16 protein-coding genes are annotated in these 25364 nt (G+C 61.1%); 8 read left to right on the forward strand and 8 right to left on the reverse strand.

The window, feature by feature from the left end:
* Positions 1–219 precede the first annotated feature (219 nt).
* Positions 220–2085, forward strand: coding sequence for a tRNA uridine-5-carboxymethylaminomethyl(34) synthesis enzyme MnmG (mnmG, locus tag DQG19_RS19745; RefSeq protein WP_116128131.1), 1866 nt, complete (start codon positions 220–222; stop codon positions 2083–2085).
* Here the strand turns inward: mnmG and DQG19_RS19750 are convergent.
* The 3 genes from DQG19_RS19750 to DQG19_RS19760 all read right to left on the reverse strand — a co-directional run bounded on the left by DQG19_RS19750 (position 2054) and on the right by DQG19_RS19760 (position 4770).
* A complete protein-coding gene (locus DQG19_RS19750; protein WP_116128133.1) occupies positions 2054–2836 on the reverse strand; it encodes a hypothetical protein in 783 nt (260 codons plus the stop codon). The two genes, mnmG and DQG19_RS19750, sit on opposite strands and share 32 nt — an antisense overlap.
* A 275-nt stretch (positions 2837–3111) precedes the next feature.
* Positions 3112–3747: a HupE/UreJ family protein gene (locus DQG19_RS19755; protein WP_232826558.1), complete on the reverse strand. Its 636-nt coding sequence runs from the start codon at positions 3745–3747 to the stop codon at positions 3112–3114.
* A 42-nt stretch (positions 3748–3789) separates the two neighbouring features.
* Positions 3790–4770: a DUF4198 domain-containing protein gene (locus tag DQG19_RS19760; protein ID WP_116128164.1), complete on the reverse strand. Its 981-nt coding sequence runs from the start codon at positions 4768–4770 to the stop codon at positions 3790–3792.
* Between the two features lie 146 nt (positions 4771–4916).
* Here DQG19_RS19760 and hisH point away from each other — a divergent pair, with 146 nt between their 5' ends.
* Positions 4917–5507 carry an imidazole glycerol phosphate synthase subunit HisH gene (gene hisH, locus DQG19_RS19765; protein ID WP_116128137.1) on the forward strand — a complete coding sequence of 197 codons (591 nt, stop codon included), beginning with the start codon at positions 4917–4919 and terminating at the stop codon, positions 5505–5507.
* Positions 5508–5555: 48 nt separating this feature from the next.
* Here the strand turns inward: hisH and DQG19_RS19770 are convergent, their stop codons facing one another.
* The 3 genes from DQG19_RS19770 to DQG19_RS19780 form a co-directional block, all read right to left on the reverse strand.
* Positions 5556–8156 carry a DUF5686 and carboxypeptidase regulatory-like domain-containing protein gene (locus DQG19_RS19770; RefSeq protein ID WP_116128139.1) on the reverse strand — a complete coding sequence of 867 codons (2601 nt, stop codon included), beginning with the start codon at positions 8154–8156 and terminating at the stop codon, positions 5556–5558.
* A gap of 165 nt (positions 8157–8321) precedes the next feature.
* Positions 8322–9617, reverse strand: a complete 1296-nt coding sequence (locus DQG19_RS19775) for an amidohydrolase family protein (protein ID WP_116128141.1) — start codon at positions 9615–9617, stop codon at positions 8322–8324.
* A gap of 11 nt (positions 9618–9628) precedes the next feature.
* Entirely contained in the window at positions 9629–12613 is a 2985-nt protein-coding gene (locus DQG19_RS19780) for an amidohydrolase family protein (RefSeq protein ID WP_116128166.1), read from the reverse strand.
* Between the two features lie 232 nt (positions 12614–12845).
* Between DQG19_RS19780 and DQG19_RS19785 the strand changes: the two genes are divergently transcribed.
* From DQG19_RS19785 to DQG19_RS19805, 5 genes are all read left to right on the forward strand, one after another.
* A complete protein-coding gene (locus DQG19_RS19785; RefSeq protein WP_116128143.1) occupies positions 12846–15806 on the forward strand; it encodes a T9SS type A sorting domain-containing protein in 2961 nt (986 codons plus the stop codon).
* A 370-nt stretch (positions 15807–16176) separates the two neighbouring features.
* A complete protein-coding gene (infB, locus tag DQG19_RS19790) occupies positions 16177–18960 on the forward strand; it encodes a translation initiation factor IF-2 (protein WP_116128145.1) in 2784 nt (927 codons plus the stop codon).
* A gap of 199 nt (positions 18961–19159) precedes the next feature.
* Positions 19160–19828: an SOS response-associated peptidase gene (locus DQG19_RS19795; RefSeq protein WP_116128147.1), complete on the forward strand. Its 669-nt coding sequence runs from the start codon at positions 19160–19162 to the stop codon at positions 19826–19828.
* A gap of 40 nt (positions 19829–19868) precedes the next feature.
* Positions 19869–20417: a GNAT family N-acetyltransferase gene (locus DQG19_RS19800; RefSeq protein WP_116128149.1), complete on the forward strand. Its 549-nt coding sequence runs from the start codon at positions 19869–19871 to the stop codon at positions 20415–20417.
* A gap of 339 nt (positions 20418–20756) precedes the next feature.
* On the forward strand, positions 20757–21749 hold the full coding sequence (locus tag DQG19_RS19805) for a T9SS type A sorting domain-containing protein (protein WP_116128151.1): 993 nt from the start codon (positions 20757–20759) through the stop codon (positions 21747–21749).
* A 3-nt stretch (positions 21750–21752) separates the two neighbouring features.
* On the opposite strand, the gene DQG19_RS19810 is transcribed toward DQG19_RS19805, so the two are convergent.
* Positions 21753–22547 (reverse strand): DUF1206 domain-containing protein, encoded by a 795-nt coding sequence (locus DQG19_RS19810; protein WP_116128153.1) that lies wholly within the window; start codon positions 22545–22547, stop codon positions 21753–21755.
* 162 nt (positions 22548–22709) lie between these two features.
* On the opposite strand from DQG19_RS19810, the gene DQG19_RS19815 reads away from it, so the two are divergent.
* The gene (locus DQG19_RS19815) at positions 22710–23978 is read left to right on the forward strand and encodes an adenylosuccinate synthase (protein WP_116128155.1); all 1269 of its coding nucleotides are present in this window, start codon (positions 22710–22712) and stop codon (positions 23976–23978) included.
* Between the two features lie 127 nt (positions 23979–24105).
* Here DQG19_RS19815 and thiL read toward each other — a convergent pair whose 3' ends face one another.
* Positions 24106–25131 carry a thiamine-phosphate kinase gene (gene thiL / locus DQG19_RS19820; RefSeq protein WP_116128157.1) on the reverse strand — a complete coding sequence of 342 codons (1026 nt, stop codon included), beginning with the start codon at positions 25129–25131 and terminating at the stop codon, positions 24106–24108.
* Positions 25132–25364 lie beyond the last annotated feature (233 nt).

A 25364-nucleotide genomic window follows, 5' to 3' on the forward strand; every position in this document is an offset into this window, starting at 1 on the left:
CGCAAAGTTACGACATGGGTACGATGTAGGCCACTCAGTCGTCAGACACGTGGAATATGGAGCCTATTTAGATTTAATCTAGTTAGTTGTCGTCCATGTTTTTGTGCTCCCGGCCCCGGTGGTTGCCGCTTCCCCACTACCCCCGCACCTGCGCGCCGCCGGCAATGGCGTAACTTTGTATCCGTCAGCGACGTTAGTAACTCCCCAAACCTTCTTGCTATGTTCCCCACCTACGACGTAATTGTTGTCGGAGCCGGCCACGCCGGTTGCGAGGCCGCCGTTGCCGCCGCCAACCTGGGCGCAAAGGTGATGCTGGCCACCATGAACATGCAGACCATCGCCCAGATGAGCTGCAACCCCGCCATGGGCGGCGTAGGCAAGGGGCAGATCGTGCGCGAGATCGACGCCCTCGGCGGCTACTCGGGCATCGTGACGGACGAGACCATGGTCCAGTTCCGCCTCCTCAACCGCAGCAAGGGACCCGCCATGTGGAGCCCGCGCGCCCAGAGCGACCGCATGGCCTTCGCCCTCAAGTGGCGCGAGATGCTGGAAGCTCACCCTAATATCGACTTCTGGCAGGAGATGGTTACCGGCATCATGGTTAAGGACGGCCGCGCCAAGGGCGTGACCACCGGCCTCGGCATGGAGATCCCGGCCAAGTCCGTGGTCCTCACCAACGGCACCTTCCTCAACGGCACTATCCATATCGGCGAGAAGCAACTCGGCGGCGGCCGCGCCGGCGAGCGGGCCTCCACGGGCATCACCGCCCAGCTGCAGGCGCTCGGCTTCGAGGCCGGCCGCATGAAGACCGGCACCCCCGCCCGCCTCGACGGCCGTACCCTCGACTACAGCGTCATGACCGTCCAGGACGGCGACGAAGATCCCGGCCGCTTCAGCTATACCGACACCACCCCGCTCACCGAGCAACTGCCCTGCCACGTCACCTACACGAGCCCGGAGGTACACGAAACCCTACGCGAGGGATTCGACCGCAGCCCCATGTTCAACGGGCGCATCCGTGGCCTCGGCCCCCGGTACTGCCCCAGCATCGAGGACAAAATCGACCGCTTTGCCGGCCGCGACCAGCACCAGCTCTTTGTGGAACCGGAGGGCCGCCACACCTGCGAGATCTACGTGAACGGCTTCAGCTCCAGCCTGCCCGAGGACGTACAGTTTAAGGCCCTGCGTAAAGTGCGGGGCTTCGAGAACATGAAGATGTTCCGCCCCGGCTACGCCATCGAGTACGACTTCTTCCCGCCCACCCAGCTCGGCCCGACGCTGGAGACGCGTTTGGTGCCCGGACTGTTCTTCGCCGGACAGATCAACGGCACCACCGGCTACGAGGAGGCCGGCTGCCAGGGCCTCATCGCCGGCATGAACGCCGCCCTCGGCGTGCAGGAGCGCGCCCCCTTCATCCTCAAGCGCAGCGACGCCTACATCGGCGTGCTCATCGACGACCTGATCAACAAGGGCACCGAAGAGCCCTACCGCATGTTCACCAGCCGCGCCGAGTACCGCATCCTCCTCCGGCAGGACGACGCCGACCTACGCCTCACCCCCATGGCCCACGCCCTCGGCGTACGCGGAATGGAGGGGCGGCAAGCGCGGGTGCAGGAGAAGCGGGACGCCGTGCAGGCCATCTCGGCCGAGCTCCGCGGCCACAGCATCACCCCCGAGCAGATCAACGGCTACCTGGAGTCCGTGGGTACCGCCGCCCTGAAGCAGGGCGTCAAACTCGACAGCATCCTCGCCCGCCCGGGCGTGAGCCTGGAGGGATTGGCAGACGCCGTACCGGCCCTCCGCGATTTCCTGGGTGCCTACGACGCCGAAACCGTCAATCTTGCCGAGGTCACCCTCAAGTACGAAGGTTACATCGAGCGGGAAAAGCAAGCCGTGGAGAAGATGAACCGCCTGGAGGGCATCAAGCTCGGCAAGAGCTTTGACTACGAGCAACTCACCGCCCTTAGCAAGGAGGCCCGGCAGAAGCTGAATAAGCTCAAGCCCGTCACCATCGGACAGGCCAGCCGCATCAGCGGGGTAAGCCCGGCCGACGTCAGTGTGCTGCTGGTGCACCTTGGGCGGTAGGTGCCTTGGTGGAAACCGAGTGTAACGAGTTACCGGATTCCCAGGTTTCCGCGTTTTTGCGCTTTAGCGTACGTACCACGTCGTCAATCACGAACATCGCGATGAGGGAAGTAGTGATCATCTCACCCCAATCTTCCACAATGCCGACGAAGCTCTCCAAATACTGCGAGGAACCGTCCCGCTGGAGAAAGGCATGACCGAAATCGACTACTACGCCAAATCCACCGAGTATAAGGATCAGAACGGTGATGATCAGCGCGCGTTGCCGGAGCTCGAGGTCATGGGTACGTACGATAGTGATCGCCAGCAAGCCGATCAATCCACCGCCTACTACAAGCCCGTAGATCAGTTCGTAGGTCTGCGCTTTGGAGAGGTTGCCGATGTTATCAATGGTCATGATGCGCTCCCCAACCAGGTAAATGTCCTCGTGGATGCTGAAGGCGTCCTCCAGCAAAAGGAATCCGATAAGCAGCCCCATCACCAACCGGAGCGCACTGCGGGTCTTTACGGCAAGGACCAAGAAGAGAAAACTGCAGGTAAAAAACTTCAGGTACTGGAACTGTTCGGCAAAGCCGGAATCCACTTCAATGTGGAACCGCCTGTCTGAGAGGTAGCCAAAGTTCAGCGCGAGGTGAAGCAGCAGGAAAAGAGCGTCGACCGCCAGCAGGACAAGCCCGCATAGTAAGGCGAATTGGTTGAATTCTTTCCACCAACTCTTGTTGGGGAAAAGCGTAGTAAAATGCGTGTTCATAGGGGGTGTGTGTGTAGCAATGGACTGAAGCCGGCTCAGCGGGCGTCAGCCAAAAAATTTGTGTGTGTCCTCAAAAATCACCTAAAGATAATATGGAGTTAACACAATGGCCCACAAAATTCACGATTTGCTGTTTTCAGCGGCCAATTTGGGTCAGATTAACCCATACAATAACACCGCTTCCGGGTTTACATAGCCGGTAGTCTGTTCCAGAAAACCAGGGGCGAAGCTCAGCTACTATTTCTGCCGCCCCGTAATGAACCCCCCTTTCCCGACTATCCGAAGTATCCGTACATCTGGTAGAAAAACAACCCCACTCCCGCAATGCACAGGTAGAAATTCACCGCGCGGTAGAAGGCAGCGTAACCACGGTGGCCCCGCCAGCGGGTGATGACCAGCACGATCGGGATGAGTGCCAGCACCTGTCCCAGTTCCACCCCTACGTTGAAGGAGACGATCTTGGCCAGGAACTGGCTGCTTCCGATATCGAAGGACTGCAGGCGGGTGGCCAGCCCGAAGCCGTGGATGAGCCCGAACAGGCCGACCATCAGGAGGAGGTTAGGTGACTTCACCCCAAACCACTTTTGGAAGCCGCCAAGGTTCTCAAACCCCTTGTACAGTACGCTCAGGGCGACGACCGCGTCTACCAGATGCTCGTCGGCCCGAATGCCCAGGTAGGTAGCGCCGATGAGCGTGATGCTGTGGCCAATGGTAAACACGGTCACGAAGCGTACGATGTCCCGGAACCCCGTGAGGTAGAAGATCACCCCTACCAGGAACAGCAGGTGATCGTAGCCGGTAATCATGTGCTTGGCGCCGACGTAGACGTAGGCCAGCAGCCCGCCCTCACTCAGGATGACCTGGTCGCCGGCGCTGACGCCGTGAGCGGCTAGAACCAGCGGGAGCAGCACTATGCCGGAAATATTGCAGACACGCAAAAAGGAAGTCGCCATCTACGCGCGCTTCTGAAAGTAGAAAAACAGGCCGCCTACGAGCACGATACTGCCGATCCACCACGCGTAAGTTGGAATACCGGCTTCGTGGTCATGCGCCTGGTCGGCACCGGCGGCGTGGCTGTGACCGTGATCCACGGCGAAGGTGAGCGTGGCCCAATTGGACTCGTGGGTGAGTCCCTCTTCCTCCGAATCCTGCATATATATGGTCCGCAGGAACCAGCTGCCGTCATGGGTAACCTCGACATCGATGATCCCCTCCGCGTCGGTGCGCAACTGGCTCATTCCTTCGTGGGTGTGTCCTTCGTTCTCCGGACCGTGTTCGTGGTCGGTCGCCGCATCGTGCTCGTGGCCGTGCTCGCCCGCCTCGGCGTCGACGATGACCAGTTGATCGGCCAGGGGCTGCCCCTCCCAGAGCAGCCGGACCTGCAGGCGGTCTCCGGTGTGCAGATCGTAGGGATTGCTCAGGGGTACGAATTCAATCGGATAGCCGAGCGTGGTCTGCCAGTCGTCGGTGCGGGTATCTCCTACCTGGACGATGGTCTTTACGTGCTTGCTGTATTTTTCTACGGCATCGCTCTCCAGGTTGTCGTCGGCGCGCCGCCTTTCGAGCTCGTCCACTACCCCATCGTGTTCGAGGTAGCTGTTGAAAGCTTCGGCGTCCATCGCCAGGCTACGGGCCCGGGTACTGACTCCGGCAACGTAGGTTCCAGATGATTCCGTGGTGAAGTCAAGTACGGTGACGTCCCCGTCCTCCCGCCACTGGGTGCTGTCCATGCGTAGGCGTTCGCCATTGGCGAGGACGCTTACGTCGACCATGCGGTCACGGTCGATGGTGTTCTCACTTTTGGCGAAGGTGCCGTTGAAGAGCTGAATAGAGACCTTACTGTTGGGCTGGAGGAAGTAGCTGTCAAGCTTGAGATACATATCGTGGCTACAAAGCACGATCAGGGCAAAGGCGGCAAAGACCAATTTTTTCATCGGTGAGGTAAGGTTCTGGCTGGTGCTGGTCAATACGAAAGTTACGGTACGCCGCTGACTTACCCGCCCCGACGTAGACCGGGGCGCAGCCGGCGGAGAAAGGTCCCCCGGCAGCCGAATGACGACCGGCGGGGTAAATTTGCCGCATGGTAGCCGTAATCAATTACAACGCCGGTAACATCCGGTCCGTCCTCTACGCCCTCGAGCGCATCGGCGTCGCGCACGAGCTGACGGCGGACCCCGAGAGGATCCGCGCGGCCGACAAGGTCATCTTTCCGGGCGTGGGGCACGCGGCCTCCACCATGGCGCACCTTAACGAAACGGGCCTGGCGGACGTCATCCGTTCCCTAACCCAGCCTGTCTTCGGCGTCTGCGTGGGTATGCAGTTACTCTGCAGCCATAGCGAGGAGGGCGACGTGGACTGCCTGGGAGTTTTCCCGGAACGGGTACGGAAGTTTCGGCCGGCAGCGGGGGAAAAAGTACCGCATATGGGGTGGAACGACGTCCGGGTGCGGGAAAACAACGGCTGGCTCAGTCCTAAGGTAGACGGAGAGTACTGCTACTACGTCCACAGCTACTTCGTGGAGCCGGGCCCCGATACCGTAGCCACCACGAACTACTGTGGGACCGACTTCGCGGCCATGATGCAAAAGGACAACTTCTACGCCGCTCAGTTTCACCCGGAGAAGTCCGCTGCGGTAGGGGAACAGATCATCCGGGACTTCCTGGCGGTCTAGGGCACGGGGCACGCTCTACGGACGAGGCGCAGCGAGCATTCCCGCAACCTATTCTCCACCCCCAAAGAAGGTAGTAGTAAAGCTCAGGCGCACCCCGAAGTCATCGTAGGCGCCGTCGCGAAAGCTCGTGACCAGCTCCAGCCGCAGTACCCGCAGAATATTATCGAGGGAATAGCCGACCTCGGTGTAGTGATCGGAGGTGGGCGTATAGAGATAATTGACAAACAGGTCCTCTTTAAGGCCCATCAGGTGCAGCTGGAAGATCTGTGTGAGCAGTAGTTTGCGGAACTGGTAGTGGGCGTACACCTCCAGGTACTCTTCCGCGGTACTGTTGCGGTAGTAGGGCAACAGGCGGTAGCTGCCGATCGGGTCAAGACGGGTCAGGAAAATCTCGGAGGTGGCAAAGTGCTTGAAGTCCGGAAAGCCCACCTCTGCGTTGCTCAGGAAATAGCCGCCGCGGAGCAGCAGGCTGATGTCACCCTTGGGCCCCGCGCGGAAGGCATGGCGGTAGCTGCCCTCCAACCGGACGAATTCCGAAGTACTCTGCGCGATGTCCGGCAGGCCGGCGCGCAGGCCCAGCCCGAGCGTTGGGGCGGAACCGTCAACGATATTCCGGCGGCCGTTGCGGACGGTATACTTGAGGCCCGGCCGGAAGTAGGCGTTGACCTCCACCACGGCGGCGTTACCGAGGGTGGCGACGGTACCGATCTCCTCGTTGTAGGGGTTGTTGGGGACGTAGGCGAACTCCTCGTCGCCGCCCCAGCGGTGGTCGGTGGTATTCGAAACCATTCGACGATCCTCGTAACTGACGGCCCCGTCGAAACTGAAGGCGTCACTGAAGCGCCGGCGGTAGGTCACCTCGCCGTAGGCCCGTTCGTACAACCGGACGTAATTATCGCCGAAGAGAAGGGCCGAGAAGCTGTTGATGATCGGGTCGATCGCGGGCGTACCGTTGAACTGCCGCAGGTAGCGGCCGCCGCGTACCTCCACAGCTCCCTGCCGGTCGTTGCGGGTCCAGTTACCGTAGCCCAGTTCCCAACTCAGCCGTTTCCAGGAGAAGCCGTAGCGGGTACGCAGGTGCAGGTCGCCGATCCGTTGCCGGTGGCTGCTGGTGTCCTCCTGTACCGTCTTGAATATTCCCTTGCCAAGCCGTCCGCCCAGGGCGTAGCCTTCAACGGGGTTGAAGACGGCTTCGGGCGACACGCTGAAGCGCAGGAAGCGCGGAAGCCGTTTACGCCCCGGCTTCGTCTCGCTCGGCGCGGTCTCCCCGCGCGATTCGGCGATGGAGTCCATCCGCTCCACCCGCGCCACGCTGTCGCGGTAGCGGTAGCCGGCGATCTCGTCCTCCGTGAGGGGGATCGGCCGGATAGCCTCCCAGGCCGCGGCATCCTTTATCGTCGTTACGCTGTCGCTCTCGAAGGTGTAGTTTCCCACTACCTCAGGTTCCTCCTGTGCTTCCTGCTCCTCCTCCTCGTAGCTGCGCATGAGGCGGCGGAGTTCCTTACGGGTGAGTTCTCCGCCCTCCTCCAGGGTGTTTTCATAACCTTCCGCCCGGTTTCCGCGGCGGGTTGCGGCGGCTACTTCCGGCTGCGTCTTTTCGTCGATTACCTCCACGTAGCCGCCCAGGTCGGGATTGAGGGTTACCTCGTACCCGCTGGTGGAGGCTACGTAGCTGATGGCCAGTTTGATGCCCAGCAATCCCCCTTCGGCTTCGATCTGGGTCGTCGTAGGCAGCCAGACGTGGTCCTCCACCTCATTGTAGTTAACCTTCACGTTAATGGTGAATCCGGTTTCGTAGGTCCGGAGATCCAGGCTGTGCAGGGACCAGTCGTCCTGTACGATATAGATGTACCCCTCGAGCACTTTCTCTCCCCGGCTGCGGGGGATCACCCGGATCTTGTTGATCAGTTCCCCCTGGTCGGCGAAGACGCCCTCGTGCTCGTACTTGTAGTAGGCGAAGGCCTTCGGCGACAGCGGGCTCACGATCCCGGCAACTTCCGGTTGGTAGAAGGAGGTGAAGATGTAGTTGTCCACCTGGAAGCTCTCGTCTCCGGTTACGTACCGCGACAGGACGGTCTGCTTAAAGTTATTCGGCCGGGTATATTCGATCCGGCTCGTGGTCTCGCTGGTAAAGTTTTTACCGACAACGTCGTTGATCTCCTGGCGTTCCTCCGAAGGGACAAGCTTCGTCAACAGGCCGGGAATCTTCACCACCTTGCCATTTCCCTTAACGTACACCTCCGCGGAGTACGCGTCGAGTTGATTGCGGTGGTAGTCGGCCTTGGCGATCGCGCGCCGGATAACGCTGTAGCTGAGGTCCTCTCCGCCGCTCAGCACCTGTACTTCTTCCAGGTCCAGGGCTTCGGTACGGAGCTGTACGTCCAGTGAGCCGCGGCCGCTCTGCACCTTCTCTACCTGGGTCTGGTAGCCCAGGTACTGGAAGACGATGGTATTGGTACCGGGCCGCAGGCGTACCTCGTAACGTCCCTCCACGTTCGTCGTGGCCCCCGTGCCCGTTTCCTGTACGTAGATCGAGGCGTACGGCAGCGCCTCTCCCGTAGCCTCGTCGATGATGCGGCCGGTCAGCGACTGGGCGGAGACAAGCACCGGGGCAAACAGGCAGCAGATCAGGGCTAGGGTTCGGTTCATGGCTGGGGTCGGTTGTGGTATGGGTCGAAAAATACGGCCGTCGCCGTCACCGGCCGGCCCGCCGGCCCCCTTTATCGAGGATCGTACTTACTTACTCGACCAACTAACAGGCCCGCCACCGACGAGCGGTGACGGGCCTGGAATCTCAGTGATGATCAGAAATGGTTAGCGGGTCTGCTGCCGGCTGTACTTCTCCTCAAACTTGCGGTAGAGTTCCGCCTGCTTGTTGTCGAGGTTGATGTCGCGTCCGTTGATGAAGGCATGCTCCACGTTGCTGGTCCGCATATCGAGCAGGTCGCCCGAGGAGATGACGAAGGTGGCCGATTTGCCGGCGGCCAGGCTACCGTAGTTCTCGTCCACGCCGGCGATCCGGGCGGCGGCCAGGGTGATGGCCTCCACGGCTTTCTCGTACGGAAGTCCGAACCCAACGGCCTGTCCGGCTACGAAAGGCAGATTGCGCTGTTGCCAGTAGCCTTCGTGGCTGATGGCGAAGTCCACCCCGGCCTTGGCCAGCAGGGCGGGGTTGCGGTAGGGCTGGTCGATGGGCTCGTCCTGGCCGCCGGGCAGCGCCTGGGTGCTGCTCAGGATGACGGGCACGTCCTCGTTCTTCAGGAAGTCGGCCACCAGGTACGCCTGGTACCCGCCGACGATGACGGGTCGGGCGCCCATCTTCTTCATCAGCAGGACGCCAGCCTGAATATCGCGGGCCTCGTCGGCGTGCAGATAAACGTTGCTATTGCCCGCCACGGCCTCGCAGAGGGCCTCGAACTTGAGCAGGCGGCTGACGTCGCCGTCGGGCCGGTCGCAGTAGCCGATGGCCTGCTGCAGGAAGGTTTCCAGTTCGCGGACCTGTCCGTCGTAGCGGGGGTTCGGAATCAGGTCGCCGGTCTGCCAATTGTAGCTGACCCGGTTGGGCCAGTTGACGTGCACGCCGTCGTCGGCGAGTACGGCGGCATCCTCGAAGTTCCAGCCGTCGAGTTGCATGATGCTGCTGCGGCCGCTGACGAGGCTGCCCTCGGGGGTCGACTGCACGAGCAGTACGCCGCGGCTGCGTACGGTGGGGATCACCTGCGAGTCGGTATTGAAGGCGATCAGGGCGCGGGCGTTGGGGTTGAAGGTACCCACCTCCCGCTGATCGTTGGTGGCCCGTACGGCATCGATCTCCACCAGGCCGAGTTGGCTGTTTAGGGCGATCAGGCCGGGGTACACGTCCTTGCCGGTGGCGTCCACGGTCTCGTAACCGTCCGGTACGGTCACGTTAGCGCCGACTCGCTCGATCTTGCCATCACGGAACAGCAGGGTGCCGTTCTCGATCACGGTGCCGTCGCCGACGTGGATAGTGGCACCGGTCACCGCCATGGGACCCGCCTGCGAGGGGGCGGGCGTGGGGTTCTGGGCGCGGACGCAGGTGCAAATCAGAAGCCCCAGAAGCAGGGCCAGTTGGTTCTTGAATTGAAACATGGAATTATTTTTTAGTGGCTTACGCTGTCGCAGTGAAGGAGTTGGCGGCTGTTGCCGCGGGGTGCCTGCGTCCGGCTTCCGCCTTTCTTGGCGTCCAGGCTCGCCTGGATCAGGGCGTTGCGCTCGTCGAGGAGGTCCTGCCGCCGGCTTTCGTTCTCTTCGCGGTTGAAGTACTCCTTCCCGTCGATGTAGGTGCGCTCGGCGCGGGCGTAAATACTCATGGGGTGATCGTTCCAAAGCACGAGGTCGGCATCCTTACCGGCGCGAATGCTGCCGACGCGGTCGTCGATGTGGAGCATCTTGGCGGGATTGAGGGTAACGAATTTCCAGGCTTCCTCCTCCGGCACGCCGCCGAAGAGGACGGCCTTACCGGCCTCCTGGTTGAGGCGACGGGCCATCTCGGCGTCGTCGGAGTTGAAGGCGGTCACGACGCCCTGCTCGTGCATGATGGCCCCGTTGTAGGGAATGGCTTCGTTCACCTCGTACTTGTAGGCCCACCAGTCGGAGAAGGTGGAGCCCGCGGCGCCATGCTCGGCCATCTTGTCGGCCACCTTGTAGCCCTCCAGGATGTGGGTGAAGGTGTTGACGCGGAAGTCGTGGCGCTCGGCCACTTCCATCAGCATGTTGATCTCGCCCTGCTGGTAGCTGTGGCAGGTGATGAACCGCTCGTCGTTGAGTATTTCGAGCAGGGTTTCCAGTTCCAGGTCACGGCGTACATCTTCCCCGGCCTTTAGCGCGCGGCCGTACTCGGCGGCACGGCTGAAGTAGTTCTCAAAGATCTGCTCCACGCCCATGCGGGTCTGAGGATAGCGGACGCGGTTGGCGTCGCCCCAGTTGGACTGCTTGACGTTCTCGCCGAGCGCGAATTTGATGAAGGGATCGGCGTCCGCAAACATCATCTCCTGCGGGGTGGCGCCCCAACGGAGCTTGACCAGCGCGGACTGCCCCCCGATGGGGTTGGCGGATCCGTGCAGCAACTGACTGGTGGTCACGCCGCCGGCCAGCTGGCGGTAGATGTTCTCATCCACGGCGTCGACTACGTCGGCCATGCGTACTTCGGCGGTGCTCGACTGCGTGCCTTCGTTTACGGCACTAAGGGCAATGTGGCTGTGCTCGTCGATGATGCCGCTGGTCAGGTGCATGCCCGTGGCATCGATGACCTCGGCACCGCGGTCGGATAGCCCTTTCCCTACGCGGCTGATCTTGCCGTCCTCGATAAGCACGTCGGTTTCCTCCAGAATGCCGTCGTCCTCGTTGGTCCATACCGTCGCGTTGCGGAACAGCACCTTGCCGGTTTCCGGGTGGTCCGGTAGTCCGTACGCGATATTGGGGAAGGTCAGCCGGCTCTGGTAGGGCTTGCGTGCTTCCTCTTTTTTACCATCCTCGGATTTCTCATCGGTTTTGGCGGTAGCCGCGCGGGGCGTAGCGGTGAAGCTGACCATCTTACCGTCCGGGCCGCGGCCGGTACCGGCGTAGCCCTCGCCGCGGGGGGTGGCGTTGATGCGGTAGTAGCCGCCCTCCTTACCGGGGCGGAAGCGCAGGGTAAGTACGCCGCCGCTTTCGGTGAAGTCGACCTCCGTGCTCGTGCTGTCGCCGGGCGTGGATAGTTTCATTTTCCGGCTGCCGGGGTCGCCGGACACCTCGCCGACGAAGCGGGTGCCGTCGACGGTCACGTCGTAGGCGTCGGCCAGGTCCACGGTTTCCAGTTCCTTGAGTTCGAAGGGCTTGCCCTGTACCCAGTTCTGGTACACGGTCGCTTTTTCGGCGAAGGGATCCTTATCGGTCACGATGAAGTTGGCCCACTTGCCCTTCTCCAGGGTGCCTACCTGGTCGGTGATTCCGAGCAACTCGGCCGGGCCCGTCGTGAGGGCGGCCAGGACGTGCTCCGGATCGGCTCCGGCCTGGATCGCCTTGCGCATGGCCTCGTGCAGGTCGGCGGGTTTGTCCAGCCCGTCGGCGGTGAGTACGAAGGAAATGCCCGCGCTGTCGACGGCGGCTACGTTGCCCGGCGCGCGCTCCCAGTGGCGCAGCTGGGCCAGTGTGACCAGGTCGGCCGCGAAGGGATCGCTGACGTCGTAGGCATCGGGAAACTTGAGCGGGATGATGAAGGTGGCACCGGAGGCCTTCAGGGGCTCCAGACGCTGGTATTCGTCGCCGCCGCCCCGGATGACGTACTGCACGCCGAATTCATCGCCTACCTGGTCGGCCCGCAGGGCGTCCTGCCAGTTGTCAACGGCGAAGATCTGGGGGATATCCTGGAGGTTGCGCCAGGCTTCGAGGCTGAGGTTGGCCTCGTCGCGGTTCTTCTTGCCGTACCAGTCGGCGTCGATGTAGGTCTGTCGCAGCAGGGCCACGGTACCCATGCGGGAACTGGGGTAGTCCTGTCCGGACGAGCCCTTGTCAAAGGAGAGGTGGTGGGCTACGTTGCGCTTAAGCAGGACGGCGTTCTCGCTCGTGGCGCCTAGCGTCACGACGGCGGCCGATCCGCGGCTGATGCCGTCGGGGCTGTGGGTGCTGACGGTCCCGAAGCCGGCTTCACGCAGGGCGCCGGCCACCTTCTCGTCGATGGTGAACACGCGCGAGGCGTCGGTTTCCGGACGCAGGGCCTGATTCCAGGCGTAAGCCCCATCGGTATCCGACTCCATTTGGGGGCCATCGCGCCGGCTGCGGCGGTTGCGCTCTACGTCGGGCATCCCGTACGTACCGTAGGCTTCGATGAAACTGGGGTAGACGTGCTTGCCGGCGAGTGATACCTCGACGGCACCCCGTGGCACGGGACCGCCGGCGGCCACGCTCTCGATCCTGCCGTCGCGGATGGTCAGGGTAGCGTTGTCGAGGGTCTCGCCGGGTGCCACGTGAACGGTGGCTCCGGTAAAGGCGTAGAACCCGTCGGGTTCGTCGTATACGCCGTTGTAGGGGAATGTGGTCTGAGCAAAGGCCGTAATGCCGTATAAGAGGATGGCCAGACTAAGCAGTGGCCGAGTAGATTGTTTCATATCCTTCATTTGGTCAGGGGGAAAAGTACGCAGTTTCGTCTACCCATAAAATTTAGGGTGGCAGATATTGCGGAAAGCGAACAATTTAATCCTGAATATCGGACATATGTACGGTCCGTTAGTATTACCGTGGGGGTTACCCGCAATTTGTGCCCGCAATCCCGGTTTGATAGTAGTGCGCGTCGTCCGGTTTGTGCCGGTCGCCGCCGGATAAGCTCACTCGCTATTGCTGATGAATTGCCGCTTTTTTTTGTTACTCGCCGGCTTGCTGCTGGCCGCTGCGCCGCTCTCGTCCCAGTCACTGGTCGCCAACATTCACGCGGGAACCGGGGGCAGCGAACCTACCGGCCTGAAGACCGACAATGGTTTCGCGGCGTGGTTTGCCCGAACCGGTGACGTATGGCAACTCTACTACGTTGTCCCCGAAACGACCGAGCCGGAGCTTTTCCCGGAACTCCCGGAGCTGCCTTCCTCCGCCCCCGCCTTCGGGTTGATCGACGGGAATGTCTATTTCCACGTTCCCGGTGATACATCTACTGTCTTTTATCGCGCGGATCTGACTTCCACTACCCTACACGAGGTAACGGACCTTCCCGCGGCAAGCAGTAACCTTGGTGATCCGCGCTACACCCGACAGGGGGATCGCGTACTGTTTATTCACCAACCGCTTTATAGTCCCGGATACCTCTACGCCACGGACGGCACCCCCGAGGGGACTGAAATGCTCATCCAGCTATACCCCGGCTATACCACACGGAAATTAAACAGTATAGGCGACCGGGTCTGGATCGAATTCACTAGCTCCAGCAGCAACACCGACACTGCACCCTACGCCTTTACCGACGGTACGCCCGAGGGGTCGCAATTGAGGTGGCCCGCGGAGGAGATAGACCGGCTGGAAGATCCGGTGGCCCTACCCTTCGGCGTAGTTGCCAGGGGCACGTCCGCGAATGGGGAGGAAATGTACCTACTCAACCGTGATCTTACCGCCGCTTCTCCCCTGAGGCAGACAATCCCCAGCCTTCCGCCCGGGACGCTCATGGATTTCCAGCTGCGGGGAGAGAAGGCCTATTTCATGCGCCGGGGCAGTAGGTGGGAAAGCTCGATGTGGGAACTGGACATCGCCACCCGGGAGGCCAGGGAGGTGCTTGACCTCAACCCTGCGGAAGACAAAGTATTTACCTACGATTTGAGCCCCCTGGGCGAATTCTGGACGTACACCGTTTTTGACTGCATCGATGGTACCAGTTCGTTACACCGTACCGACGGAACCGCCGGGGGAACCTTCCGGCTTACCGAGAACCCGAATATGCGGTTCCACGGTTTGTACTCCCGGGGTAGCGGGGTGATCGGCCGTACGGGTATGCGCTTCTTCCCGGCGTACCTGCCGGAGACCGGCATAGAACTCTGGCGCACCGACGGCACCGTAGCGGGTACCTTCGCGGTCGATGACCTCTACCCGGGGACGGTAGAGTCTCGGCTGTCCAATCTAACCATCTGGAAAGACGGCATCCTGTTTACCGCTGAAAGTCCGCTCTACGGGAGCGAGGTGTTCTTTTCCAGTGGTAGTGCCGGGAGCGCGGAGATTGTTGTTGACATCAACACCGAGACGAGCGGTTCTAAACCCCGACCACGGGCCGTGGTCGGTCGACGACTTGTCGTGGAGGCCACAACGCCAGGCACGGGCACCGAATTATTTACCGTCGATACGGCGGGAAAGGTCGAACTACTCATAGATGCAGTATGGGGCAAGTGGGGCAGCTTTCCAGATGTCTTTGCGGATTCCCTATCCGATACCGGCCTGATCGTAACCAACAGCAACTGGGGAAACTACCTATACCGGACGGACGGCACGCCGGGAGGAACGGTACGCCTGGACGCCCGGGGACAACTCAATCCAACCGGCCCGATCAGTGGGCCCGGCCAGATCGGTGACGCGCTCTACTTCCTCAAGATCATCGGCCGGAGTGAAAATCTTCTTGCCTACGACGCCGCTACGGATAGCTTCAAAATCGTAAAAGTGATCAACCCGTATTCGGACGGCATCATTCCCGGCCCCGCCTTCGCTACGCTCAACGACAGCGTGCTACTGTTTCGGGCCGAAAACCGCGACGGGGAGGTCGAACTCTGGCGAACGGACGGAACGGAGGAGGGAACCTACACCATCAAGGGTACCGTGGAACAGCCTGCTTACGGTCCACTTGAGAATGTGAGCTTCCCCGTGGTAGCCGACGGCGTAGCCTACTTCCGGGCAATCAAATACAATCCGAGACTCTGGCGTACCGATGGTACCGAGGCGGGCAGTTGGGAACTGCGCGGCAGCGAACGACTGGCGTGGCCGGAAGACGTATTTCTTTTTGGGGACCGGGTTCACTTTCCGGCCGGCCCCGACGACAATCGGAAACTGTACACGACCGGCGGGGAACGTGATGATGTCCTTCCCTCCCCCATCACGGAAGGTAGCGTCTACGAGGCCCTGGAGCAGTTCACCTCCTTCGGTCGGCAACTGGTGTTTACGGCGACCACGGCGGACGCGGGCAACGAGCTCTGGGTGACTTCCGACCCGGAGAGCGCCGCCATACCGCTGGGCGACCTGAATGCGGGTCCCGCCGATGCCCGGCCCCTGGACCTCTACGCGTACAACGACTCGACGCTGCTGTTCTCGGCCTTCGTCCCGGAACTGGGCCGCGAACTCTGGACGTCGGACGGTACGGCGGAAGGCACGGTGGTGGTGGCGGACATGAATCCGGGAACGGCTTCCGCCGATCCGCGGGACTTCCTGCGCTACGGTGATTTCGTCTACTTCTCCGCCGACGACGGGCGCATCGGGCACGAGTTGTGGAAATATTCACCCGCGGACTTGGACAACGACGGCACCATCGACGGATCCTGCGCGCCGGGCGCGGGCTGTCCGGATCCGGACAAAAGCACGGCTACCACCGGGCCGGAACCCATGCACCTCTCCGTCTTCCCAAACCCCACGGCGGAAGTGCTGATCGTGGAGACCGCAGCCTACGGAAACCTGCGGTTGCAGCTCTTCCGGACCGACGGGCGGCAGGTCCTTTCCACCCGCAACAGCGGCCGAACGCACCTGCTGGATGTGCGCCACCTGCCCGCCGGGACGTATGTGCTGCGGGTAAGCGGTGATTCCCTCCGTGTCGGGGCGAGCCGTCTGGTCACGGTGCTGCGCTAGCCGCACCCGCCGGGCATCCCGCGAACGGCTTTGCTGCGATACCGTACAGCAGTGCAGCGCTTTGTCCGGGGCGCAGGCCGCACAGTCGCGTGGTCAGCCGGCAAACGAAAAGGGCGCGGCAACGTAACTGTTGAGTATCTTTTCAACTAATGGTAAGGAGTGTGCGTTAATCAAGACCCGGTAGAAAGGTGGTGAGCCTGCCACCATTGTACCTTGATTAGCTTATCTTTGCGTTGCACTCGGATAGCGTTCCGAAAGTTGTCTCCCAACGCAGCGCCAGGCATAGGGGGAAATCCGGCTTTTTAGGGTTGTTCTGAATGGCCCCGCGGTAGCACTCTGCGGTAAAATAATGACGTGCTTAAAAGATCGAATGAGTAAACGACTAATTAAAGTAGCGAAGGAATTGAACGTGGCCACCTCGACGATCGTCGAGTTCCTGACCGGTAAGGGCTTCGAGATCGAGAACAAACCGATCGCGCAAGTCAGTAACGAGATGGAATCCGCCGTGCGTCAGGAGTTTGCCAAGGCGATATCCGACAAGGAAAAAGCACGCAAGATGGAGTTCGGTACGCGCCCCACCGCGCCGCCTCCGCCGCCGCCGCCCGCCGTACGAGCTACTCCGCCGCCGCCGCCGCCCCAGCCCCGCCCGGTCAACACGCCGGCACCCCCACCCGTGCAGCAGGTAAAGCCCGCGGCCAAGGCTACTCCGCCCACTCCCCCCGCACCCGCGGACCCGCCCAAGAAGCAGGAGACGCCCCCTACCGAGCAAAAACGTGAGGTACCCGGCCTGAAGGTGATGGGCAAGATCGACCTGGACGCCAACAAGCGCCGGCCGGCTCCCAAGAAGGAGGCTCCCAAACCCGAGCGGAAGCCCGCGCCGAGCCCCCCCAAACCGGCCGCCAAGCGCGCTCCCGCCGAGGAGCCCGCCCCGCAGCCCGCTAAGCCGGCCCCCGCCAAACCTACCCCCGCAGAACCGGTCACGAAGGTGGAATCCACCACCGAGAAGCCCGACCTGCACAAGACAGCCGAGCCCAAGCTCCGCGGCCTCAAGGTGCTCGGTAAGATCGAGATCAAGAAGCCCGAGAAGCGGACCAGCTCCGACGACGGGCGGAAGAAGCGCAAGCGCAAGAAGATCACTACCGGCCCACCCCAGACCGGCGGTGGAAGATCCGGTGGCGGCCGCAACGATCGCCGCGGTGGCGGTCGCAACGACGAGCCCCGCGAAGTCTCGGCCAAGGACATCGAAGACAAGATCAAGGCCACCATGGCCCGCCTCCAGGGCGGCGGCGGCAAGAAGAAGCGTCAGCGCCAACGGCGGGACAACCGCGACCGCATCCGCGAGAAGCAGGAGGCAATGATGGACGAGCAAACCGAAAACCTGCTCCAGGTTACGGAATTCGTCACCGCACAGGAACTGGCCAACATGATGGACGTCGGTATCGGTGAGGTAATCACCGCCTGTATGAACGCCGGCGTGATCGTCTCCATCAACCAGCGTCTTGACGCCGAGATTATCGAACTCGTGGCCGAGGAATTCAACCACGAGGTGGAGTTTATCAACGTCGACGAATCCGAAGAGGAAGAGGAAGAATACGAGGACGAGCCCGAAGACCTGCAGTCCCGTCCGCCGATCGTGACCGTCATGGGCCACGTCGACCACGGTAAGACCTCGCTGCTCGACCGTATCCGCGACGCCAACGTGATCGCCGGTGAGGCCGGGGGTATCACCCAGCACATCGGTGCCTACGAGGTAACGCTGCCCGACGGCCGCGAGATCACCTTCCTCGATACCCCGGGTCACGAAGCCTTTACGGCCATGCGTGCCCGCGGTGCGAAGGTGACCGACATCGCGATCATCATCATCGCCGCTGACGACAACGTGATGCCCCAGACCAAGGAGGCCATCAGCCACGCGGAAGCGGCCGGCGTACCCATGATCTTCGCCATCAACAAGATCGACCGTCCCGGTGCCAACCCCGACAAGATCAAGACCGAGCTCGCCTCCATGGGCTACCAGGTCGAAGAATGGGGTGGCAAATACCAGTCACAGGACATCAGCGCCCTTAATGGCGTCGGTATCGAGGACCTCCTCGAGAAAGTGCTGCTGGAAGCCGAAATGATGGAACTGACCGCCAACCCCGACCGCCCCGCCGTCGCCACCGTACTGGAGGCCTCGCTGGAGAAGGGCCGGGGCTACGTGACCAAGATCCTGGTTCAGCACGGTACCCTGCGCGTGCAGGATATCCTGGTGGCCGGTGAGGCCAGCGGCCGGGTGCGTGCCATGTTCAACGAGCGCAACAAGCGCGTCAAGGAAGTCGGTCCCGGCTCCCCGGTGCTGCTGCTCGGTCTGGACGGTGCCCCGCAGGCCGGTGAGATCCTCAAGGTCATGCCCAGCGAGCAGGAAGCCCGGCAGCTTGCCAGCCGCCGTGCTCAGATCAGCCGCGAACAGGCCAACCGCGCCGCCAAGCGCGTCTCGCTCGACGAGATCGGCCGTCGTCTCGCCCTGGGTACCTTCAAGGAGCTTAACCTGATCGTGAAAGGTGACGTGGACGGTTCCGTAGAGGCCCTGTCCGATTCGCTCATTAAGCTTTCGCAGGAAACCGTACAGGTCAACGTGATCCACAAGGCTGTCGGCCAGATCATCGACTCGGATATCCTGCTCGCTACCGCCTCGGATGCCATCATCGTCGGCTTCCAGGTACGCCCCAGTTCTTCGGCCCGCAAGCTGGCCGAGCGCGAAGGCGTCGAGATCAAGACCTACTCGATCATCTACGAAGCGATCGACGAAATCAGCAGCGCCATCGAGGGAATGTTGGAGCCTACCCGCGAAGAGAAGACTACCTGTCAGGTGTCCGTCCGCGAGGTCTTCAAGATCTCCAAGGTCGGTACCATCGCCGGCTGTTACGTCGACGAAGGCAAGATCTCCCGCAATACCCTGATCCGCGTGATCCGCGACGGTATCGTCATCTTCCCCCTGAAGGAGGGACAGACCGGCGAACTCGCCAGCCTCAAGCGCTTCAAGGATGACGTGAAGGAAGTCCGCGCCGGCATGGAGTGTGGTCTTAACATCAAGAACTTCAACGACATCAAGGAAGGCGATATCATCGAAGGCTACGAGATCGTCGAGATCAAGCAGAAGATGCAGGCCAATTAGCCAAGGATTGATAGAGTGGAAGGATTAAGGGATTGATGTTTCCACCACCGAATTAGACACATAGGGTCGGAGCCACGGGCTTCGGCCCTTTTTTGTGCAGGAGTGCCCCCCGGCGAGGGAACTTCGCCCCTACCGCGCGTTAGAAACTGCGGTAGCCCCCTCAATCCATCCTCCCTTCCATCCACCAATCCATAACCAGATGTGCGGCAGATACTCAGTAGTAATCGACGAAGCCAAGCTGCGCAAGCAGTTTACCAAGGATTTGGTCACTCCGCCCGGTGGGCTACCTACGAATTACAATATGGCACCGACCCAGGACGGGCTGGTGATCACGGACGCCGCGCCGGACCGCCTGTCCGCGTTCCGGTGGGGACTGGTTCCCTTCTGGGCGAAGGACGTGAAGATCGGAGCCCGCATGATCAACGCGCGCCGGGAAGGAATCGAGGATAAGCCCAGCTTTCGCAAGCCCATCCGCGAGCGGCGCTGCCTGGTGATCGGCGACAGCTTCTACGAGTGGAAGCGGCACGACGGCGGCAAAACCCCGTACCGCATACGACCGGCCGACGGGCAGTTGCTGGTCATGGCCGGGATCTGGGAACAGTGGAACGGTGATGGTGAGGACGTGTACACCTACTCCATAATAACGGGCGCACCCAACCGGGAAATGCAGTCGATCCACGACCGCATGCCGATGCTGCTTACGCACGGAGAGGCCCAGAGCGCGTGGCTCGACCGGGACGCCCCCCTCCCGGATGTTCTCGAACTCCTGCGCACCCCGCCCGACGGTACGCTCGAAGCGTACACTGTAAGTCCGGAGGTCGGCAACGTACGGAATAACGGACCTTCCCTGCACGAACCCGCAGCCTGAGTCCACAGTACCTTAGGCGTACAGCAACACCCCGCCCCCCGTGCCTTCACCTACCCAACGCATCGTCCGTGCTACCGCCGCGGACATTCCGATCATCGAGCAGCTGGCCCGGCAAGTCTGGCCCGTTACCTTCGGCCCGATCCTCTCGCCGGCGCAGATCGACTACATGCTGGACCGCATGTACCGGCCGGAAGCCCTGAAGCAGCAACTGGCTGACGGGCACGTTTTCCACCTGCTGCTCGACGGGGAAGGGCCGGTAGCGGGTGCCTATACGACCGGAACGGTACGGTACCGTCCGGTCGGCTACGTAAGTCATCAGCTGAACTACCTGCGCGACACCACCAAGATCCATAAACTATATGTGCTGCCGGAAACGCAGGGGAAAGGCTACGGCCGCTTGTTGGTCCGCAAGGTCGAGGGGCTGGCGCGCCGGTCGGGCCAAAAGGCCCTGCGCCTTGACGTCAACTACCAGAATCCAGCGATTGCATTCTACGAGCGTTTGGGCTTTGAAAAGCTGGAACGCTACGACACCGATATCGGTGATGGTTTCCTCATGGAAGATTGGGTAATGATAAAACTGTTAACCTGACAATTCACCTTGCTGAATGTCCGTTGTATACACAACAGTGCTTATAAACACATTTACACTATCACCTCACCAAGGTGAATTTGGCTAGATTTTTTACGAGACGCTACATACAGACACTCTTTCAGTTTTGACCCGTTTTTTTTCTTTACAACACAGTTTTAGTAATTAGATCTTCGATGGCCGCTGCCGCTCCTTTTGGAGGGCAGCGGGCCACCGATTTTCTCTCCCCCCCCCCCCCCGCTATCCAAGGTTGTACATAACCTTTTACTACCCGCCCCGGACCTATCCGGCTGCGGCATTTTTTGTATTCCAGTTTTAGACACTTCCAAACACAATCCAATGAAATTTTCTTACGCCGCCCTGGCCCTCCTGCTATTGCTGGTTGGCCAAGAGGCCTCGGCGCGCAACGTCGCGACCGTTTCTTCCACCGAAGGGTGGAGCCTCACCGTAACCCTGAAGTATACCGGGATGCGGATGACTAACCCCCAGAACGACTGTAAATGGGGGTTCAATTATAAACTCGATATGGACTACAAAGTCTCCTACAGCGACGGCGGTGGAGCCCGTATGTGGTACATAGGTGCCGGCGGTGGTTGCTTTACCGATGACGGCACCGTGGGAATCCCCGAATACCAAAGCCGCTGGGGCAATATCTCCTCTCCGGAAAAATGGAGTGCCACCCGAACCAAATGCCATCGCGTAGACTACGCGGAATACGAGTGCCGTACGGTATTCCTGACCGTAAGTGGCCCGGGCATTCCCGAACAGACCGTAGCCATGCCCTACCTGGCGGCTCCCGCCCAGCAGCAGATTCTGCCGGTCTCCCTGCGGGACTTCACGGCCACCTCCGGACCTGCCGGCGTACTGTTAGCCTGGTGGACCGACGCGGAAAGCAATAACAGCCACTTCATCATCCAGCGGTCCGCTGACGGTATCGACTGGCACCGGATCGCGGAAGTCCCGGGACACGGCAATAGCGCTACTGTGAGCGACTACACCTTCGAAGATGCCTCTCCGGTAATAGATCGTGCCTTTTACCGGCTCGTACAGGTGGACCGTACCGGAACGCAATCCCTGTCTACCGTTGCTTCCGTTACGGACGGGGCGGGCTTAGGCGCGCTGGAGGTATATCCCAATCCCGCGGCAGACCGCCTTTTCGTATCCGCAACAGAACCCATTGCGCTGTTTGACCTAAGCGGCAGGGATATTACCCCCTACGTAAACGTAACCGCGACGGCCGGCCACGCCTACTCCGTAGACGTTTCCGGGCTGATGGCGGGGGTGTATCTAGTCCGCTCCGGGTCGCGTGCCCGCCGCTTCGTACATCTCTAGGGCTTATACCCGTTCGTAGCGGGCACGGATGAACATAAATAGACCGTAGGCGAGCAATCCTAGTCCCATGATGGCGAGCAGCACCTGTCCGTACGTCTGGTCCTCGATATAGGAGAGCGATTCGCCTACGCCCTTGAACTGGCTGGGATCATCCATGAGCGCCGCGCGAAAGAGGAAATAGGATATGATGCCATACACGACGAAACGGGCGGTGAGGCCGACCTCGCCGGTCTTTTCGAAGGTTTCCCGCTGTTCCTCGTTGAGTTGCAATCCCTTGATCCCCTCCATGTGCTTGTCGGTAATGGCGCGGTATAACTGGAAAATGGCGACCCCGGCCATGATGACGGCGATGAGGCCGACGACGTAGGGGCCCCAGCTGTTGGACAGGATACGGGCAATAATGTCCTGCTTGTTGGAGCCGCCACCGCCGCCACTGCCGAGGGCCAGCTTGAAGGCGTAGACGCTCAGCACGCCATAGGCCGTACCACTGACGGCGTAGCCGATGCGTTTGGCAATTCCTTCCTTGTCGTCGCCCTCGTTTTCCTTGTCCTTCACGGCCGTGTACCATCGCCAGCTACAGTAGGCGAGCAGGCCGAGGCCGATGAGGAAGAGGAGTATGTTACCGAACGGATTGGTGCCGATCCACTCGATCATGGCCTTCGGGCCACCGGTTCCGCCTTCTCCGGCGCCGCCAATAACACCGATGAGCGCGAAAATTCCGATAAGCGAATAAACGACGCCCTTCGCGGTATAACCGGCGGTAAACAGCTTGTTTTGGGTAGATAAACTTAGTGCCATGCGTGTGTTTATTACTATAATGGCAAAATTCCGTCCGGATGTTCGGAATTTTGGTGGTCGGGCGGCGGCGCGCGGGTGCAAGGAATTTTGGTTTACCTTTGCCGTCTTTTAGGATAGGGCGGTGCGCAGCGTTGCGTTTCCCGCTTCCAAAGCCACCAACTAATGGCCGTAGACGTACTTCTGGGTCTCCAGTGGGGAGACGAAGGCAAAGGCAAGATCGTAGACGTTCTTGCCCCCCGCTATGACATCATCGCCCGCTTTCAGGGCGGACCCAATGCCGGGCACACCCTCATTTTCGACGGAAAAAAGTTCGTGCTCCACACCGTTCCCTCGGGCATCTTCCGCACCGAGCAGCACAACCTGATCGGTAACGGGGTGGTCATCGACCCCATCACGCTCAGCAAGGAACTCGACGAACTTGACAAGGCGGGGATCGACTACGCCGACCGCCTGTTCGTGGCCCGCAAGGCCCACCTGATCCTGCCTACCCACCGGCTACTGGACGCCGCCCGCGAGAACGCCAAGGGCGAACGCAAGATCGGATCCACCCTGAAGGGCATCGGGCCGACCTATATGGACAAGACGGGGCGCAATGGCATGCGCGTCGGTAACCTGGAGGCACCCGACTTCCGCGACCGCTACGAGCGCCTCAAGGAGAAGCACCTCCAGCTGGTGGGACTGTACCCCTATATGGAGTTCGATCTGGCCAAGGAAGAAGAATCCTGGTTCAGGGCCGTGGACCGCTTGCGCAAATTGCCCTTCGTCGACGGCGAATTCTATATCAATAACGCCCTGCGCGACGGCAAGAAGATCCTGGCGGAGGGTGCACAGGGCAGCATGCTCGATATCGACTTCGGCACCTACCCCTACGTCACCTCCTCCAACACCATCACGGCGGGCGTCTGTACCGGCCTGGGTATCGCCCCCCAGAAGATTGGCGAGGTAATCGGCATCACCAAGGCGTACTGCACCCGCGTCGGCGGCGGCCCCTTCCCCACCGAATTGCACAATGAGACCGGTGAATTCCTGCGCAAGGAAGGTGCTGAGTTCGGTGCCACCACCGGACGGCCCCGCCGCTGCGGCTGGATCGATCTGGTACAGCTACGGTACACCATTATGCTGAGCGGGGTTACCCAGCTCGTCGTGACCAAGGTGGACGTACTCAACAAGTTCGAAACCATCCGGGCCGCCGACGCTTACCGGATAGACGGCGAGGTCAGCCGGGAACTCCCCTTCGACCTCGTCCACGAAAACTACGAACCGGTCTATACCGACATCGCCGGCTGGAACAGCGACCTGTCCGGCGTCAAAGAAGAAAGCGAACTGCCCCAGGCGTGCCTCAACTACGTCAAGTACCTGGAAGACCATCTGGAGGTGCCCGTCACCATGGTTTCCACCGGCCCGGATCGGGAGGAGCTGGTAGTGCGTTAGCGTTGGTGCGTTGGTGAGTTGCTGCATTGCTGCGTTGGCCCGCACGGCCTGAGCTCCCGCTTCGCTCGTCAGTGAGCCGGAGCCCTGCGGGCAACGCAGTAATTCACCAACGCAGTAAATCACCAACTCAGAAGTGGTTCCACCCCTGGGCGGTGATAGGGTGAATATTCCCCCCCTTGGTGTGCAGTTTGACGCCGTCTTCCCGGGCCACGATCTCGCCGGCAATGTAGATGTCGGGTAGGAAGCGGATCTTTTCCGTGTCCTTGGGGTCGATGGTGAACAGCAATTCGTAGTCTTCTCCGCCGGACAGGGCCGTGGTGATTGGGTCCAGGTTGAACTCCAGCGCCTGCATTTGCGCGTCGTTGGAGATGGGCACGCCGCTCTCTTCGATGATGGCTCCGACATTAGAAGCTTTGCAAATGTGGAAGATCTCGCTGGCGAGGCCGTCGCTGATGTCGATCATGGCGGTGGGCACGATGCCTTCCTTGGCGAACGTGTCAATCATATCGGTACGGGCCTCGGGCCGGAGTTGACGGGCCAGCAACGTGGGCGCGTATTCGCCCATATCGGGTTGCATATCCGGATTTTCCAGGAAGACCTGCTTCTCCCGTTCCAGTAGCTGCAGTCCCAGGTAGGCGCCACCGAGACTGCCGGTGATGCAGACCAGATCGCCGGGCTTGGCCCCGCTGCGGCGGGTGATCCGGCCGGCGGGTGCGCGCCCGATGGCGGTGATGCTGATGACGAGGCCTTTATTGGAACTGGTGGTGTCACCGCCGATGAGGTCTACCCCGTATTGGTCGCAGGCGGCCTTGATGCCGGCGTAAAGCTCGTCCAGTGCCTCCACGGAGAAGCGGTTGCTCAGGGCAATACTCACCGTGATCTGTTGCGGGCGGGCATTCATGGCACAGATATCGGACAGGTTGACGATGACCGCCTTGTAGCCCAGGTGCTTGAGGGGGGTATAGGTAAAGTCGAAGTGGATGCCCTCCACCAGCATATCGGTGCTGACGACGATCTGCTCGTCGCCGCCGGCGATGATCGCGGCATCATCTCCAACCCCGAGGATGGTGGCGTCCTGCTTCTTCGTGAAGCCCTTCGTCAGGTGATCAATGAGGCCGAATTCGCCGAGGGTGTTTACGTCGGTACGTTCCATACAGTAGTTCTTGGGGAGAGAACCCGCGTAGCGGGTTGAGGTTGGGGGGGGGTGGTTGGTGCGCTAGTGAATTGGTGCATTGCTGCGTTGCCCGGCAGACGGGTGCCCCTCGCTTCGCTCGGGTGGGCCACGGGTTGAGGGCGTCCCGCCCGATCCACACCCGAGTGCAGCGAGGGGCGAACTATATGCACGAAAAGCCGCGCAGCAGCCTAGCGGGTGCGAGCAAACCAATT

The sequence above is a fragment of the Lewinella sp. IMCC34183 genome (assembly GCF_003390915.1).
Classification (GTDB): Bacteria; Bacteroidota; Bacteroidia; order Chitinophagales; family Saprospiraceae; genus Neolewinella.